Origin of the sequence: Larkinella soli (genome assembly GCF_003703975.1) — a bacterium.
Taxonomy (GTDB): domain Bacteria; phylum Bacteroidota; class Bacteroidia; order Cytophagales; family Spirosomataceae; genus Larkinella; species Larkinella soli.
The window spans coordinates 39487-55460 of sequence record NZ_QTJY01000003.1 but is presented as its reverse complement, the minus strand read 5'-3'; the positions used below and the strand labels follow the sequence as shown (position 1 = coordinate 55460).

The 15974-nt window shown below is 57.2% G+C and carries 16 protein-coding genes; 8 read left to right on the top strand and 8 right to left on the bottom strand.

Annotated features, from left to right (window positions below; genetic code table 11):
- Window positions 1-240 precede the first annotated feature (240 nt).
- Together DX909_RS09830 and feoB are read left to right on the top strand one after the other, a co-directional pair.
- Window positions 241-465 carry a FeoA family protein gene (locus DX909_RS09830; protein WP_128545001.1) on the top strand — a complete coding sequence of 75 codons (225 nt, stop codon included), beginning with the start codon at window positions 241-243 and terminating at the stop codon, window positions 463-465.
- A gap of 58 nt (window positions 466-523) precedes the next feature.
- On the top strand, window positions 524-2656 hold the full coding sequence (feoB, locus tag DX909_RS09825) for a ferrous iron transport protein B (RefSeq protein ID WP_128545000.1): 2133 nt from the start codon (window positions 524-526) through the stop codon (window positions 2654-2656).
- 109 nt (window positions 2657-2765) lie between these two features.
- On the opposite strand, the gene DX909_RS29495 is transcribed toward feoB, so the two are convergent.
- Both DX909_RS29495 and DX909_RS09820 read right to left on the bottom strand, forming a co-directional pair.
- Entirely contained in the window at window positions 2766-2930 is a 165-nt protein-coding gene (locus DX909_RS29495; protein WP_164851242.1) for a hypothetical protein, read from the bottom strand.
- Between the two features lie 401 nt (window positions 2931-3331).
- Window positions 3332-4831 carry an NAD(P)H-hydrate dehydratase gene (locus DX909_RS09820; protein ID WP_128544999.1) on the bottom strand — a complete coding sequence of 500 codons (1500 nt, stop codon included), beginning with the start codon at window positions 4829-4831 and terminating at the stop codon, window positions 3332-3334.
- A 150-nt stretch (window positions 4832-4981) separates the two neighbouring features.
- Here DX909_RS09820 and rplS point away from each other — a divergent pair, with 150 nt between their 5' ends.
- A complete protein-coding gene (gene rplS, locus DX909_RS09815; protein ID WP_128544998.1) occupies window positions 4982-5353 on the top strand; it encodes a 50S ribosomal protein L19 in 372 nt (123 codons plus the stop codon).
- Window positions 5354-5427: 74 nt separating this feature from the next.
- On the top strand, window positions 5428-6219 hold the full coding sequence (gene dapF, locus DX909_RS09810) for a diaminopimelate epimerase (RefSeq protein ID WP_128544997.1): 792 nt from the start codon (window positions 5428-5430) through the stop codon (window positions 6217-6219).
- A 3-nt stretch (window positions 6220-6222) separates the two neighbouring features.
- Here the strand turns inward: dapF and DX909_RS09805 are convergent, their stop codons facing one another.
- Window positions 6223-6531, bottom strand: a complete 309-nt coding sequence (locus DX909_RS09805; protein ID WP_128544996.1) for a rhodanese-like domain-containing protein — start codon at window positions 6529-6531, stop codon at window positions 6223-6225.
- Window positions 6532-6681: 150 nt separating this feature from the next.
- Between DX909_RS09805 and htpG the strand changes: the two genes are divergently transcribed.
- Both htpG and DX909_RS09795 read left to right on the top strand, forming a co-directional pair.
- Window positions 6682-8517, top strand: a complete 1836-nt coding sequence (gene htpG / locus DX909_RS09800; RefSeq protein WP_128544995.1) for a molecular chaperone HtpG — start codon at window positions 6682-6684, stop codon at window positions 8515-8517.
- Between the two features lie 170 nt (window positions 8518-8687).
- Window positions 8688-9236, top strand: a complete 549-nt coding sequence (locus DX909_RS09795) for a Dps family protein (RefSeq protein ID WP_128544994.1) — start codon at window positions 8688-8690, stop codon at window positions 9234-9236.
- 92 nt (window positions 9237-9328) lie between these two features.
- Here DX909_RS09795 and rho read toward each other — a convergent pair whose 3' ends face one another.
- Both rho and DX909_RS09785 read right to left on the bottom strand, forming a co-directional pair.
- Window positions 9329-11377 carry a transcription termination factor Rho gene (gene rho / locus DX909_RS09790; RefSeq protein WP_128544993.1) on the bottom strand — a complete coding sequence of 683 codons (2049 nt, stop codon included), beginning with the start codon at window positions 11375-11377 and terminating at the stop codon, window positions 9329-9331.
- A gap of 395 nt (window positions 11378-11772) precedes the next feature.
- A complete protein-coding gene (locus tag DX909_RS09785; protein WP_128544992.1) occupies window positions 11773-12921 on the bottom strand; it encodes a mechanosensitive ion channel family protein in 1149 nt (382 codons plus the stop codon).
- A gap of 140 nt (window positions 12922-13061) precedes the next feature.
- Here DX909_RS09785 and DX909_RS09780 point away from each other — a divergent pair, with 140 nt between their 5' ends.
- Window positions 13062-13784, top strand: a complete 723-nt coding sequence (locus DX909_RS09780; protein WP_128544991.1) for a type III pantothenate kinase — start codon at window positions 13062-13064, stop codon at window positions 13782-13784.
- A 293-nt stretch (window positions 13785-14077) separates the two neighbouring features.
- Window positions 14078-14506: a response regulator gene (locus DX909_RS09775; RefSeq protein ID WP_128544990.1), complete on the top strand. Its 429-nt coding sequence runs from the start codon at window positions 14078-14080 to the stop codon at window positions 14504-14506.
- 57 nt (window positions 14507-14563) lie between these two features.
- Here the strand turns inward: DX909_RS09775 and DX909_RS09770 are convergent, their stop codons facing one another.
- The 3 genes from DX909_RS09770 to DX909_RS09760 all read right to left on the bottom strand — a co-directional run bounded on the left by DX909_RS09770 (window position 14564) and on the right by DX909_RS09760 (window position 15689).
- Entirely contained in the window at window positions 14564-14881 is a 318-nt protein-coding gene (locus DX909_RS09770) for a hypothetical protein (RefSeq protein WP_128544989.1), read from the bottom strand.
- A 6-nt stretch (window positions 14882-14887) separates the two neighbouring features.
- Window positions 14888-15100, bottom strand: coding sequence for a hypothetical protein (locus DX909_RS09765; protein ID WP_128544988.1), 213 nt, complete (start codon window positions 15098-15100; stop codon window positions 14888-14890).
- A gap of 115 nt (window positions 15101-15215) precedes the next feature.
- Window positions 15216-15689, bottom strand: a complete 474-nt coding sequence (locus DX909_RS09760) for a response regulator (RefSeq protein WP_128544987.1) — start codon at window positions 15687-15689, stop codon at window positions 15216-15218.
- Between the last annotated feature and the right edge of the window lie 285 nt (window positions 15690-15974).

Below are 15974 nucleotides of genomic sequence, written 5' to 3'. Positions count from 1 at the left end.
ACAAATGCCAGTTCCGCTTGATCGCCGGGGCAGTTTTTTCGGGGAAAAATCTAAATTCGGCCCGGCTGGGCTCGCGGGAATGGTTTCGTTTTCAATAACTATTTCCGTCGTTTATGGGCCGGGCGGCCGGCGTTCCGAATTTTTTGGCCCTTTGTTTGGAAAAGCGAACCGGCGGGCGTAACATTGTGTTTGTTTGTAATAATTCTAAATAATGGGTGTCCCGTGGCCGGGCAGTTTCGCATGAGTACACGCAGCGTCGCCGATTTAAAGGTGGGAGAAAAAGCCGTGATCAAGTCGTTCAGTGACCAGTGGATGTCCCTGAAACTGCTTGAAATGGGGTGCCTTCCCGGCGCGGAAATCAGCCTTCACTGCAAGGCCCCGCTCGGTGACCCGATCTGCCTGAACGTTTCGGGGTACTGCCTGTCGATGCGGAAGTCGGAAGCATCCACCATTCTGGTCGAGTGACCCCGCGCGGGCATCCCCGTTCCGGAATGCACCTGAATCATTCTGACGCTTTACATCCTTGAAATCTAAACCAGTCATAGCTCTCGTCGGCAACCCGAACTCCGGTAAATCCTCTCTGTTTAACCAGCTTACCGGCCTGCGCCAGAAAGTAGGCAACTTTCCGGGCGTGACGGTCGACAAGAAATCCGGCCTCACCTCCCTGCCTGAGCAGGCCGGCACCGCCGGTCTCGAAGCCGTGGTGGTCGATCTTCCGGGCGTCTACAGCATTTACCCGAAATCCCTCGACGAACAGATCGTCACCGATATTCTGGCGAATCCTGCCCACAGCGATTATCCGGATGTGGCGGTGGTGGTTGTGGATGCCTCCAACCTGAGCCGGAACCTCCTGCTTTTCAGCCAGATCGTCGACCTCGGCGTGCCAGTCGTCCTGGCCCTGAACATGCTCGACGTCGCCCGGCAGCAGCTTCAGGAGGTCAATGCGGTGCGTCTGTCGATGCAACTGGGCGTGCCCGTCGTCAAGATCAATGCCCGGATGGGAGAGGGGCTCGACCTGCTGAAACAGGCGGTCCGGAACCTGCTCGAAACACCGGCTCATGCCGAAAGCCTCTTCTTCGACCCCGCCCGTGAACTGAACGGACTGATTACGGACGTCCGGAACCAGTATCGGCTCGAAAACAACTATGTGGCTCTTCAGTATCTGATTCAGCACGACGGCTTTTCCTTCCTGAACCAGCAGCAGCGGGTCGGGCTGGACGCGCTGATCGAGAAACACCGGTTCAACGAACAGGACTTTCAGGCCCGCGAAACCATCGAACGCTACCGGAGAATCGGGAAGGTGGTGAAGGAAGTCGTTACCGATAAGCGGCCGCTGGGCCAGTCGACCTGGAGCCAGCGGATCGACCGGGTTCTGCTGCATCCCTTCTGGGGCTACGCCCTCTTTGCGACCGTTTTGCTGCTGATCTTCCAGGCCATCTTCGCTTGGGCGCAGCCCTTCATGGATGCCATCGATTCGGGCGTGGCCTGGCTGAACGGAACGCTTCAGGAACGATTGCCGGAAGGGCCGCTGACCAGCCTGCTGACCGACGGAGTGCTGGCCGGCATCGGCGGGGTCATCGTCTTCATTCCGCAGATCGCCTTCCTGTTCATGCTGGTATCGCTGCTGGAGGAATCCGGCTATATGTCGCGGGTGATGGTGCTCATGGACCGCATCATGCGGCAGTTCGGACTGAACGGCCGGAGCGTGGTGCCGCTGATTTCCGGTGTCGCCTGCGCCGTTCCGGCCATCATGGCCACGCGCAGCATCGGTTCCTGGCGGGAGCGGCTCATCACCATCCTGGTCACCCCGCTGATGAGTTGCTCGGCCAGGCTGCCGATTTATACCATTCTGATCGCGCTGGTGGTTCCGGCCCGAACCGTCCTCGGTGTTTTTAACCTCCAGGGGCTGGTGATGATGGGGCTGTACCTGCTGGGGCTGACGGCGGCCCTCGTAGCGGCCTACGTCTTCAAGAAGATTGTCCGGGCGCGCGAACGCAGCGTGTTCGTCATGGAACTGCCGACCTACAAGTGGCCCCGCTGGACCAATGTGGGCCTGACCGTCTGGGACAGCGTCAAATCGTTCGTTCTGGAAGCCGGGCGGGTCATTCTCGCCATTTCCGTCATCCTGTGGGTGCTGGCCTCCTACGGCCCCGGTCAGTCGATGGAGGAGGCCGAAACCCGTATCCGACAGTCGTACCGCGATCTGCCGTCCGATCAGCTGGAAAACCGGGTGGCCGCCGGGCGCCTGGAGGCCTCCTACGCGGGTCGTTTCGGCAAAGTGATCGAGCCGGTGATCAAACCGCTGGGATATGACTGGAAGATCGGTATTGCCCTGATCAGTTCGTTTGCCGCCCGGGAAGTCTTCGTCGGAACGATGGCGACCATCTACAGCATCGGCAGCGCCGACGACGAAAACACCAATACCGTCAAGGAGAAACTGCGCAATGAGGTCAATCCCGAAACGGGCGGGCCGATGTTTACGCCCGCGCTGGCCTTTTCACTCCTGATTTTCTACGTCTTCGCCATGATGTGCATGAGCACCATTGCCATCGTCTACCGGGAAACCAGGGGATGGAAATGGCCCGCCATCCAGCTCGCCTACATGAGCGTGCTGGCCTACGTCTCGGCGTTTCTGGTGTATCAGCTTCTGAAATAAACCGACGGTTCGACAGGCGCTGGGGGAGGGCATGACCGCCATGGAATAAGAAAGGCTCCGCAGAAATTTCTGCGGAGCCTTTCTTATTCAGATTGTTAAGACCGGATCCTTACCAGAGGAGACCTTTGGAAATGATCGGATAAATGAAGTGGAACAGGATATAGACGAAGATCATGACGGTCAGTACCGATAACAGGGAAATCTGGTCGATTTCAAAGCGAAAACGGCGGCCGGGCCGGTTCATCCTCCATTCTTTATGGATAACGTTCTTCATGGTTCCTTTTAGGTTCTGGTGAAAGATATAGCACTGCAAAATTCAGGAATTCAGGTGGTACTGGTAAGCGTAGAAATACGCGGTTTGAAAATTGGGTAATTCCCCGGTTCTCCGGCACGAGTAGATAGGCTTCAGATGATGGATCCGGCAATTTCTGTTCCATACCCTCTCAGGACGATTCCGCCGGGCAGTTTAACCATTGCTAGCTATTCATGTTCAGTGGTTTAAGCAGAAAATAGTTTGTGGCTAATGCGCTATCCTACGGGAAAAAATTTAGTTAATGAAAAGGGATTGGGGATGGAATTCCACACTGCCGGCGAGGTAATTACACAGTGTTGACCCGGAGCGGGCCGGGAGGGTTGGAAGAAGAAGGTGAAAATCCGGAAAATACCCTGAAATCCTTAGTCCCAGCGAAGGGCATCGACCACGTCGGAAGCCGTCAGACCGATTTGTCCGCGCACCTCGGCGGCACGGTCACCGGCTCGTCCGTGTTCGAAAACGCCGAGGACGGCGGCTTCGATGGGGTCATACCCCTGGGCCAGCAGGGCCGTCAGAATACCGGTCAGCACGTCGCCCGTTCCGCCGGTGCTCATGCCCGGATTCCCCGTCGAGTTGAAGTGGGTGGTTCCGTCGGGGGTGGCAATGGCGGTGTGCGCGCCCTTCAGGACGACGATGAACTGATTGCGCTGGGCAAAATCGCGCAGGATCCCCAGTTTGTCGTAATCGCTGGTCCAACGGCGGGTCAGGCGCTCGAACTCCTTGGGGTGGGGAGTCAGGATGCTGTTTTTTGGAATTTTGGCGATCAGTTCCCGGTTGGCGGCCAGCAGGTTGATGGCGTCGGCGTCGATCACCATCGGTTTGGTGGTTTCCGCCAGCACCGTCCGGAGCATGGCCAGGGTTTCGGGGGCGGTGCCGATGCCCGGTCCGATCCCGACGGCCGAATACTCCTTCAGGGGCAGGCCTTCCACTTCGGACTCTCCCGTCAGCATATGCTCGTGACGGTCAGGCCGGCACATGGCTTCCGGAACCGCCGTCTGAACGACCGGATAGCCGCAGCGGGGCGTCTGAACCGTCAGCAGGCCCACGCCGGAACGGAGGCAGGCCCGCGACGCCAGCACCCCGGCGCCGATCTTGCCGTAGCTGCCCACCAGCAGAAGGGCATGACCAAAGGAGCCTTTGTGGGAATAGCGGTCGCGACGGTGCAGCAGGTGCCGCACTTCACTTTCGGCGGTGTAAAAATAGGTGGTCGGCGTGCGTTCGATGAAAGCCCGGCTCAGCCCGATGTCGACAAAATGCCACTCGCCCACGAACCGGCTCAGGGACGGCTGCAGAAATGCCAGCTTCGGCAGCTGAAAAGTGACCGTATAGTCGGGCAGAAGGATGGTGGAATTGGGGCCGTTGGCCGTATCGGCGAACAGGCCGCTGGCGATGTCGACGGCGACGACCGTTGCCGGGCTGTGGTTGATCGCATCGATCACCGATTGAACCAGCCCTTCGGTGGTGCGGGAAAGACCGGAGCCGAGAATCGCGTCGATGACGATCTCCCGGTTCCGGATGACCGGAATGTCCTTTTCGCTTTCTATATAGGTAATGGGCGAAATCAGCTTCAGCCGCCGGTGGTTGTGCATGAAGTCGTCGGATTCGCGGGGAGCGTACCGGACGACGTACGTCTGAACGTTGTACTCGAGCTGGAGCAGGAGCCGGGCGATGGCGAGGCCGTCGCCCCCGTTGTTGCCCAGACCGCAGAACACCCGCACGGGCCGGTCACGGTCGAAGCGGGCCGTATACCAGTCGGTAAACGCCTGCGAGGCCCGTTCCATGAGGTTGATGGGAGCAATCGGCTCGTGTTCGATGGTGTATTGATCGAGGGCGCGGAGTTGTTCGACGTTCAGAATCTTCATTTAGGAGCCTAAATAGCTAAAAACGAACGTATCCTCCAAAAATCGGCCTTTTTGGCAATTTATTTCCGTTCAGGTATTTATAAAACGGGAAATACTACCTATATTTGCGGCTCATTTGGCAATTCATACCCCCCAGAGATATCTACGGTCATGAGCGAATTAATTAAACTGGTCGAATCTGACAATGCAGGTCGCCGGACGAATTTTCCGGACTTCCAGTCAGGCGACACGGTAAACGTACACGTAAAAATCCGCGAAGGAAATAAAGAGCGTATCCAGGTTTTCCAGGGAACGGTCATTCAGCGTCGCAACCCGAACTCGAACGGCGAAACGTTCACGGTTCGTAAAATCTCCAACGGCATCGGTGTCGAGCGTATCTTCCCGATCCTGTCACCGAACGTCGACAAAATCGAATTGGTCCGTCTGGGCAAGGTGCGTCGCGCGCGTCTGTTCTACCTGCGGGGCCGTCAGGGCAAGGCCGCCCGGATCAAGGAGCGGAAACCGAAAGCAGTGCAGGCGTAACGGTTTTACGATTTCATTTTCAGAGGAGCTGTCTGCAAGGGCAGCTTTTTTTGTAGCCCCCTCCGTACCAGACCATGTTTGTCGAATTTTTCAAATACCAGGGGACCGGAAACGACTTCATCCTGATCGACGACCGGAACGAATCCTTCCCCGTATCGCAGGAGCGCATTGCCCGGCTCTGCCACCGCCGGTTCGGCATCGGGGCCGACGGCCTGATTCTGCTCCGCAACCATCCGGAGTACGATTTCCGGATGATCTACTTCAATGCCGACGGCGCCGAAGGCAGCATGTGCGGCAACGGCGGGCGGTGCATCGTGCGGTTTGCCCATGATCTGGGGCTGTTCGAGACGGAAACCCGGTTTCTGGCCGTCGACGGCGAACATGAAGCCAGTGTCGTTCCGGAAGGAATCTCCCTGAAAATGAGTCCTGTCGACGGGATGGAAATCCACCCTGAGTATACGTTCCTGAATACCGGGTCTCCGCACGTGGTCAAACTCAACGAGGAAGTGGAGTCGATGGATGTCGTGGGCGAAGGCCGGCAGATTCGCTATGACGCCCTTTTTGCGCCGGGCGGAACCAACGCCAACTTTATCCGGCCCGTGGACGGGTCGGCGCTGTTTGTCCGGACCTACGAACGGGGCGTCGAGGACGAAACCTATTCCTGCGGGACCGGCGTCACGGCAGCCGCTCTGGTGGCCCACCGCCGGCTGGCGATGGAGAGTCCGGTCGGTATCCGGACGCTGGGCGGCAATCTCAGCGTGCGGTTCACTCCCCGGCCCGACGGCGGTTATTCGGACATTTATCTGATCGGCCCGGCCGAGCGGGTCTATTCCGGAAATCTGGACCTGACTCAGGTGCCTTCCTGATCGTCAATCCTCTACTTCCAGAATACCGCCCCTGAGGTGGTAAATGTGCTTTTCGGCCATGTCGGCATGCCGGCTGAAGTCCTTCGCGGCTACCCGGCTCCTGACCCCGTTCGCACAGATGACGATGATGTTTTCGTACGGTTGAAGGTAATGCCGTTTCTCCCGGATCTCGGCGAGCGGAATGTTGAGCCCGCCGATGTTGAACTCCTCAAATTCCCATTCGTCACGCACGTCGACCACGACGGTTTCCGGGTTCGTGACCAGCGTTTCCATTTCGGCCGTAGTAATGTCCGTATAAGCAGTCGTCGTCATAGGGGTCTTTCGGTTGGTATGGTTGAATTAACCATGCGGCCTGCGGTTTTGTTGGGACTGGTTTCTGCCAAGTTGTCAGTCTGGCCGTTCTGGAACAATGTTTGGTAGGGCAGGGGAGGCATATTCAGTCAATCGTAACCTATTGTTGCTATGAACACGACCGTACCGGAAAAAGGTCAGATTTCGATTCATACGGAAAATATCTTTCCGATCATCAAAAAATTCCTCTACTCGGACCATGAAATCTTCCTGCGGGAACTGGTGTCCAATGCCGTCGATGCGTCGCAGAAGCTGAAAAAGCTGGCCTCCTTCGGTGAGTTCAACGGCGAACTCGGCGAGTTGAAGGTCACCGTGACCCTCGACAAGGAGGCCAAAACCATCACCGTCAGCGACCGGGGCATCGGGATGACGGCCGAAGAGATCAAGAAGTACATCAACCAGATCGCCTTTTCGGGGGCGTCCGAATTTCTGGAGAAATACAAGGATAAAATCGACGAGAAGGGCGCGATCATCGGTCATTTCGGACTGGGCTTCTACTCCGCCTTCATGGTGGCCGAAAAGGTCGAAATCGTTACGAAATCCTTCCGGGAGGGCAGCGAAGCCGCCCGCTGGATCTGTGACGGTTCGACGGAATTCGAAATCACAACGGCCGAACGCGACGAACACGGCACGGACGTTATTTTGCACATTGCGGCCGACTCGGAAGAATTCCTCGACGCCCCGCGGCTTCAGACCATCCTCGAAAAATACGGCCGGTTTCTGCCGGTTTCCGTCGAGTTCGACGGGAAAGTCATCAATAACACGGCGCCGATCTGGACCAAATCCCCTTCCGAATTGAAGGATGAGGATTACCTCAACTTCTACAAGGAACTGTACCCGTTCTCGGAAGACCCGCTCTTCTGGATTCACCTGAACGTCGATTATCCGTTCACGCTGACCGGGGTGCTGTATTTCCCGAAGATCAAAAACGATTTTCAGGTGCGCCGGGAAAAGATCCAGCTCTACAGCCGGCAGGTATTCATTACCGACGAAGTCAGGGACATCGTGCCGGATTTCCTGATGCTGCTGCACGGGGTGATCGACTCGCCGGACATTCCGCTGAACGTCTCGCGCAGCTTCCTCCAGGCCGACAGCAACGTCAAGAAAATTAACGGATACATTACCCGGAAGGTGGCCGACAAGCTGTCCGAAATCTTCCGGAACGACCGCGCCGGCTTCGAGCAGAAGTTCGACGACATCGGTCTGTTTGTCAAATACGGCATCATCAGTGACGAGAAGTTCTACGAGAAGGCGAAGGAGTTCTGTCTGGTGAAGAACATTGCCGAAACGCCGAAGTATTTTACCTTCGAGGAGTTCAGCGAGACTGTGAAGGAGACCCAGACCGACCGGAACGGCACGCTGGTGTGGCTGTATGCCACCGACCCGCAGAAGCAGGACGGCTTTATCGGGTCGGCCCGCCGGCGGGGGTACGAAGTGCTGCTGCTGGACAATGTCATCGACAGCCATTTCATCAATACGCTGGAATATAAACTGGAAAAAACCAGCCTGAAGCGGGTGGACGCCGACACGATCGACAAGCTGATCGACAAGGGGCTGGACAATGAAAGCGTGCTGTCGGAAGAGGACCGGAACCGGCTGAAGGCGCTGTTCGAGGAGGCCCTGAATAACAAGGCCGCGACGGTGTCCGTCGAAGCCATGCCGACCGACGAATTGCCGGTGACGATCACCCTGCCGGAGTTTTTCCGCCGGATGAAGGATATGTCGGCCCTGAGCGGAGAACGCCAGATGTTCGGCGGTATGCCGGACAGCTACAACGTGGCCGTCAATGCCAACCACCCCCTGGCCGACCGCATCCTCAAAACGGCGGACGCCGAGGACCAGAAAACGCTGGTGAAACAGGTACTCGATCTGGCCCGGCTGGCGCAGGGTATGCTGTCGGGGACGGACCTGACCGCCTTTATCCGCCGGACGGCCGAAACCCTGTAAGAATTTCACCTGGTATTGCCCAAATCGAACTCCGGCCTTCTGAGCCGGAGTTCGGTGTTTTTGACCGCCTGCGCATAGTTTAGACCGCTTCTAAATCGCAAACTATTTCCCGTCTGACCGGTTTTTAAAATAGACATTGATCGAATCGAAAACCATTCCATTATTCAGTTATGAAAGCCACCAAGAATCAGGCAAACGGAACATTGGGTGCCACATCCCAGTCGGAAACCGGCAATTACCGGAACCAGCAGGCCGACCAGCGCGTCCCCATCGAAGACCGGGCCCGTGACGCCGTCGCTACCGAACTTCAGGCCACGACCGTGGAACTGCTGGAACTCTTTCATGATACCAAACAGGCCCACTGGAACCTCCGCGGGCCGTTGTATTACCAGTTGCACGAGGCCCTGGACGGCTACGCCGATACCATTCTGGAGTTTACGGATCAGGTTGCCGAGCGTATCCTGCACGCCGGCCGGCCGGTCGACGGCCGGACCGACACGGTCGCCCGGACGGCCGAACTGCCCAAATTCCCCGAAGGCTTCCTCAGCGACCGCCAGGTGCTGGACCTGATGAGCGAACGGATCAACGAGGTCTCCACCCGGCTGACCGACCGCATCGAGCGTCTGGACGAGATTGAAAAAACGTCTTCCAACCTCCTTCAGGAAGTGAAATACGCCCTCGACAAGCAGGTGTGGCAGCTTCGGGTGACTCAGCAGTGAACCGGATTCAGGCCCCGGCCTGGGTCATAAAAAAGCCGGCCGGCAGGTGTCAACACCTGCCGGCCGGCTTTTTTATATGGATTCCTTTCGGATTACCGGTTCATGGAGACCAGGAACTCGTCGTTGTTGCGGGTGCCGCGCAGGCGGTCGAGCAGGAAGTCCATGGTTTCCATGGGGTTCATGTCCGACATGTGCTTGCGCAGAATCCAGACGCGCTGGAGGGTTTCCTTGTCCATCAGCAGGTCTTCGCGACGCGTCCCGGAGGCCAGGACATCCACCGCCGGGAAAACCCGCTTGTTGGCCAGTTTCCGGTCGAGCTGGAGTTCCATATTACCCGTTCCCTTGAATTCCTCGAAGATGACCTCGTCCATTTTGGAGCCGGTGTCGATCAGGGCCGTGGCGATGATCGTCAGCGAGCCGCCGTGTTCGACGTTCCGGGCCGCCCCGAAGAACCGTTTGGGTTTGTGCAGGGCGTTGGCATCCACCCCGCCGGAAAGGATTTTCCCGGAGGACGGCACCACCGTGTTGTAGGCCCGGGCCAGACGCGTGATCGAGTCGAGCAGGATGACGACGTCGTGACCGCATTCCACCATCCGTTTCGCTTTTTCGAGCACCATGGAAGAAACCTTCACGTGGCGTTCGGCCTGTTCGTCGAAGGTGGAGGAAATGACCTCGGCGTTGACGCTGCGGGCCATATCCGTTACTTCTTCCGGACGCTCGTCGATGAGCAGGATGATCAGGTAGATTTCAGGGTGATTTTTCGTGATCGCGTTGGCGATGTCTTTCAGCAGGACGGTTTTACCCGTTTTCGGCTGGGCCACGATCATCCCCCGCTGGCCTTTTCCGATCGGAGCGAACAGGTCCAGAATCCGGGTCGAATACTGGTCGGGCCGGGTGCTGAGGTTGATCTTCTCTTCCGGGAAAAGCGGAGTCAGGTATTCAAACGGAATCCGGTCGCGGATTTCTTCCGTCGTCTTTCCGTTGACCGAGGACACCCGCAGCAGGGCGAAATATTTCTCCCCCTCTTTCGGCGGCCGGATTTGTCCGCGAACGGTGTCGCCGGTTTTGAGCCCGAACAGTTTGATCTGTGACGGTGATACATATATGTCGTCGGGGCTGGCGAGGTAGTTGTAATCCGCCGACCGCAGAAAACCGTAGCCGCCGTCGGACATGATTTCCAGCACGCCTTCGTTTTCGATGATGCCGTCGAACTCCCGGACATGCTGATTGTACTGCCGACGGATGCGGTTCGTGTATTCGTCCTGGCGAACCTGGGCGGGCTGGCGCTGCTCGTTCTGGGAAGCGGGTTGGGCGGCCTGCGTTCCTTCCGGCTGATCGGCCTGAACCGTTTCATCAGGGTTGGCCGGTGCTACGGCCGGCAGGTCGCTGCTTTCCGTTTCGGTTTCGTTCGGAGCGGTATAGAAATCCTCGGTATCGTTCTCGGTCAGGTCAAGGGCCGGATCTTCGATTTCGGCGGGCCGGTTATTCGGGCGATTGCCGCGGCCGCCGGTACTGCGTCCGTTCGGGAATTCGGCCGGGGCCTGTTCCTGTTGTACCTCCGGAGCAGCAAGCTGGTCTTCCGCGCCGTTCTCCTCTTTGCGGATCCGCTGCCGTACCCGGCGCTGGTCGGTATTGGGTTCGGGCCGATCCAGGCGGGCCGGCCGTTCGGCGCGGGGCGCTTCGGGCGCCGCTTCGTTCTGGGGGGCATTCAGACCTTCGGTTTCCACCGGCCGGCTGTTCCGCGGGGTGTTGACCCGGGCCTCGCCGTTGCGCGGGCCGGCCTCGCGGCCGGGACGGCCGGCCGGGCTACGCCGTTCTTCGGTGCGGTCGTTCCGGCGCGGACCCTGATTTTCAGGTTGAATGCGTTCGGGACGCTCCGCCGGGGCGCCTTCGACCGGTGCCTCGGGCCGGGGGCGCCGGCCCCGGCGGGGAGCTTCCACTCCGTTGACGTGATCCGCTTCGGCGGCTACCTCCGTTCCATTGGTTTCACCCGCAGGATCAGGCATAACGGCCTGCTGGTCCAAAATCTTGTAGACCAGTTCTTTCTTGTTAAATTTATTGATGTCGCGAATGCTGAATTGCTCGGCGATCGCTCTCAGTTCTGATAATAACTTCAGATCGAGTTCTTCCTTATTGTACATAAAAAGCCAGAGTAAGCAAAGAAGACTTTACTTCATTATTGTGAGATAATTGTCGGAAATGATCGGCCCGCCTTAGCGATACCGGGGAAGATTGAATCCAAAAGAGGAAAAGTAGTGCTTAAGTTTTAACCATTGAATGCAAGGCAGTTACTCGCTGAATGTGGGTACCTGTAGCAACCGTTTCAGTCTCGGATGTACCGTTGCGGTTTATAAGACAGTTTGTTCAGGTGGATTTGGCTTGCAGCTTCAGATCGCGCTGGTATTACGGCAGACTGTTGGAACGCCGGGCCGGGAACTGTATGACCGCAATGTTAAGATATAAAATTCGCTTTGTCAACAAATAACGTCCTAAAACTGAAAATGTTTTTGCTTTTTATAGAAAAAGAAGCAGGAGGTTATGGCTGTTGTTCGAGCGAATGCTCTGACTGATTCCGGAGATACAGGACCCGCGAAGGAAACGCGAACTGCCCGCTATGGTTATGAACAATGTCAATTAACCGATAGTTCACTTCTTCCTTAATTCGGTTGAATTCACGCCAGTCCGCCGTGGCTACGTAGAACTGAACCAGAATGTCGAGCGAGCTTTCCCCGAAGGCGTCAAACTGGATCAGGGCGGGGTTCTGGCTGGTCTCGGGCCGGCCGTCAAGGAACTGGCGGATGTCGTCGACAATGGCCCGCAGGGTTTCGGTGGGCGTTTCGAGCGAAAGCCGCAGAAAAAACTTGGCCCGGCGCTGACTGCGGTGGGTCAGGTTATCGAGCGACTGGGAAATCATCAGGCGGTTTGGAACGGCGATCAGGCTGCCGTCGTCGGTCCGGAGCCGGGTGCTCCGGAAACCGATCCGTTCGACGGTACCCGTTACCTGGTTGGAGCCGGTGCCGGCCGTGACGGTATCGCCGGTGATGAAAGGCCGGTCGAGCAGGATGGCGAAGGAGGCAAAGAGGTTTTCCAGCGTTTCGCGGGCGGCCAGGGCAATGGCCAGCCCCCCGATGCCGAGGCTGGTGACCAGAGCCACCACGTTGACGTCGAAGACGATGCTCAGGGTGGCGAAAAACGCAAACATGCCCACGCCCAGGATCAGCAGGTCCCGGATGAAAGGAACCAGCTGGTCGTCGAGCTTCGTCTCGGTCTGTTCGGCCCTCTGCTGGAAAATCAGGGCGATGAACTTGACGAACCGGATGGCGATCCAGGTCAGTGACCCCATCAGAACGGTCTGGTAGGTATGCAGGATGAACAGGCGGTAGCCGAATTCGGAGCGGGGCGCCAGGCCCCATTCATCCGGGATGGAAAGGCGGTCGAAGGCAAAATACAGGAAGATGAGCAGAATGAAGAACTCGATCGGTTTCCGCATCAGGCGGATAAAGTCGCTGACCGGGATCGCCCCGGCTTCCTGCTTCACCATCCCGTAAAACAGCCGGCTCAGGCCCATCGACAACACCCGTTTGAGCCAAAGGCCGAAGAGGATAATGCCGGCAAACAGGAGGAGATTGCCCACCGAATTATCGAGCACCCGCTGCTCAAACCAGATCCGTAATTCGCTTAACATGCATTTCAGGCCAATTTTCCGACCAAAATTGAGGAATAAAAGGCGAAACGCAAAGGATCGGAGGATTTCGTAAGGTTCGCACCATTTTCTTGCCGTTCTTTGCAGGCAGTCATCGCCTTTCCTGTACTTAAAAAGAAGTAATGCAAGTCGCCATCGATTGGGGCAACAGTGCCGTCAAGGCCGGTTTTTTTGAAAATGGACGGCTCCTCGAAGCCCATCACCGGCTGACGGTCGAAGCGCTGGAGAGGCTGCTCCGCCGGCAGACGCCCGAAGCCGTCGTCGTTTCCTCCACCAACCGCCCCGCCGACCAGTTACGGAGCCTGCTGAACCTCCCCGCCGATACCTTCTGGCTGAATCTGAACGGGACTACCCCCGTGCCGGTCGAAAAGGACTACGACACCCCGCAAACGCTGGGATCGGACCGGGTGGCGGCCGCCGTGGGAGCCGGGGTGCTGTACCCGAAGGAGACCAGCCTCGTCATCGACCTGGGAACCTGCATTACCTACGACCTGGTGGATGCGGACTCGGTTTTTCACGGCGGAATGATTTCCCCCGGCTTCCGGATGCGGTTTCGGGCCATGCACGAATTCACGGAGCGGCTGCCCCTGGTCGAACCGGGCGAGTCCCGCCCGCCCTTATTGGGAAAGAACACGCGGCAGGCCATGGAGGGCGGAGTCGTCAACGGCCTCATGGCCGAACTGAATGGAATCATCGAGGCCCATCGCCACGAACACCCCGACATCCGGATCCTTCTTTGCGGGGGCGACGCCCCCTTCTTCCAAAGCGGCCTGAAACCGCCTTTCGTCCTGGCCCCGGATGTGGTCCTGCTGGGCCTGAACCGAATTCTGGACTATAACCGATAAGGGGTTCTACCCATCACCTTCTCAGACCGGCCTGTCACTCTATTTTAATGCCTGAATAGGGTGAAACGATGGCCTTTGAAGGGAGATTGCCTCCTCAATCGGCCGGCGGGTCTCCGGAAGCGCCGATGAGACCGGACCCGTCTGGGAAAAGCCGGACCTCGACGAGGTCCGGCTTTTTAATGCCAAAGTTAAAATAGGATATAAAAGGCATTAAACTTCTTTAATAAGTAAAATTCCTTCCGTAAATATCCTTAATTTGTGTACTATTTATTTTATCTGCTTTATTCCACTTGATGAACTACCCCTTTCATATTTACCTGGCGGAAGACGATGAGGACGATGCCTTTCTTTTTCAGAAGGCATTCAGACAAATCGTCTTCAAAAGTCACATTGAAGTTTTCTCCGACGGAAACGAACTGCTGCAAAAAATGGAGGACCCGGAGAACCTTCCCGGTTTTATTTTTCTGGACCTCCGACTGCCGGGCATGGGCGGGATGGAAGCCCTGGGGAAGTTAAAGATCGCGGAGAAATCCAGGCTGATTCCCACGTTTATGTATACTACCTCGGAATGTCCGGAGAATCGAAGGGAAGCCTACCGGTTAGGGGCCAATTCCTATTTTATCAAACCGGTTCTTTTTTCAGGCCTTCTTCAACTGGTGGAAAACTTTACCGCCTTCTGGAAGCTGGCCCAGAGACCGTCCCGACTGAACCGGGCGGATTAAAGCCGGATGCGAAGCCGGTGCCGGCTTTTCACGAATGGGGGATGGCAGGGCGCGGAATTACGCTTCCAGCGATTTTAAAAGGCTGCTTATCCGTTGATGGTAGGCCTGATCCTTCTGGAGTTGGTTCAAATACTGCTGCTTCAGGGACTGATAGGCCTCCCTTTTTTGATCCCGAACGTCGGAAGGCGGCAGGGCGCTGACAAGCTGAAGCCTCCCGTCCAGCTTGACCACCAGGTCGTTCAATTGAGTGATCTGACCCTGATAAAACGCCAGCAACCGGCGCTCAAGGTAAATGAACTCCAGAAGGTGGCGCAATGACGGAGGGATGGGCGTCTGGATCAGGAGCTGATCCCATTGCTGCTGCAAGGTCTGCACATGGTCCTAAAAGGGCCGGCCGTCAAAAAGTTGAGCCGGGAGGGTGGCCCACTGGCCGTCGGCAAAGACCTGTACCTGGGAAAGCTTCAGGCCCATGGCAACATACCGGGAGACGCCATCGAAACCGGCTTCCAGATCGGGCACCGGGAAGGCGAAATGATTCCATTCCACGCCCTGCCACTCTCCATCCAAAAGGAAAATTACTTTTTGCTTGCCCATACGATCCTTTCATTAGCTTTGTCGCCTGTGTGGAAAACGGTTTGCCGTAAAAACTACCGGAAATAATAAGGCAACGGACCTGCCCTGTCCGCTCCTATACGTTCGGCCGAAAACCTTAGCGGCCCGGATCGGGATCGACCCCGGGAAGGCTAGCCGATTGCAGCCAGTAGGCCGCCAGGGTCTGAAAGTGGGGCATCCATTCCAGAGGGTCCAGGGGCTTTACGATATAGGCGTTGGCGCCCAGCGCATACGATTCGGTGATATCTTCCATCCGGTCCGAATGACTCAGCACCAGAATGGGAATCGGTCGGGAGGCAGACCCCTGCCGAATCCGCTGCAGGATGGCCAGGCCGGCTTCGCGGTCCGGCAGGTACAGATCCAGCAGGATGAGGTGAGGAAAGCGGCTGCGGTCGGCACACTCTTCCAGGTACGCTTTGGTGGTCGGCAGGCTGGAGGTCCAGACCGGCTCAATACCGGGCAGATAAGCCGAGATGGTTTTCCGGATCAGCCACCACTGATCGGGGATATCTTCGATCACCAGCATCCGGCAGCCTGTTTGGCCGTTCTTTAGTTCGAATGAAGAAATCATGGGATCAATGGTACAGGCAACAGGGAATGGAAACAGAAGCGACCGTCGGCATATCGGGATGGTTTCGAAAGCCGAAAACAGGAGGTGGCCCGCAGCGATGGAAGTGCATTTTCAAAGAAAACGGAAGTTTAGCGGAATACGGATAATGATCCCGGAAAGTAAGGCAACGGTCCCGGTGCGGCCGGGCCTGACGAAATGATTCTTTCCCCCTCAACGGGCTGGCCCATCGGGCCATTGGCTCATCATTTCTTGACAGTCTGATCGGTTTTCTCAACTTTTGCAGAG

Coding starts and splice junctions, on each gene's coding strand:
- DX909_RS09830 (WP_128545001.1), top strand. CDS start 241: ATGAGTACACGCAGCGTCGCCGATTTAAAGGTGGGAGAAAAAGCCGTG.
- DX909_RS29495 (WP_164851242.1), bottom strand. CDS start 2,930: ATGAAGAACGTTATCCATAAAGAATGGAGGATGAACCGGCCCGGCCGC.
- DX909_RS09820 (WP_128544999.1), bottom strand. CDS start 4,831: ATGAAGATTCTGAACGTCGAACAACTCCGCGCCCTCGATCAATACACC.
- rplS (WP_128544998.1), top strand. CDS start 4,982: ATGAGCGAATTAATTAAACTGGTCGAATCTGACAATGCAGGTCGCCGG.
- dapF (WP_128544997.1), top strand. CDS start 5,428: ATGTTTGTCGAATTTTTCAAATACCAGGGGACCGGAAACGACTTCATC.
- DX909_RS09805 (WP_128544996.1), bottom strand. CDS start 6,531: ATGACGACGACTGCTTATACGGACATTACTACGGCCGAAATGGAAACG.
- htpG (WP_128544995.1), top strand. CDS start 6,682: ATGAACACGACCGTACCGGAAAAAGGTCAGATTTCGATTCATACGGAA.
- DX909_RS09795 (WP_128544994.1), top strand. CDS start 8,688: ATGAAAGCCACCAAGAATCAGGCAAACGGAACATTGGGTGCCACATCC.
- rho (WP_128544993.1), bottom strand. CDS start 11,377: ATGTACAATAAGGAAGAACTCGATCTGAAGTTATTATCAGAACTGAGA.
- DX909_RS09785 (WP_128544992.1), bottom strand. CDS start 12,921: ATGTTAAGCGAATTACGGATCTGGTTTGAGCAGCGGGTGCTCGATAAT.
- DX909_RS09780 (WP_128544991.1), top strand. CDS start 13,062: ATGCAAGTCGCCATCGATTGGGGCAACAGTGCCGTCAAGGCCGGTTTT.
- DX909_RS09775 (WP_128544990.1), top strand. CDS start 14,078: ATGAACTACCCCTTTCATATTTACCTGGCGGAAGACGATGAGGACGAT.
- DX909_RS09765 (WP_128544988.1), bottom strand. CDS start 15,100: ATGGGCAAGCAAAAAGTAATTTTCCTTTTGGATGGAGAGTGGCAGGGC.
- DX909_RS09760 (WP_128544987.1), bottom strand. CDS start 15,689: ATGATTTCTTCATTCGAACTAAAGAACGGCCAAACAGGCTGCCGGATG.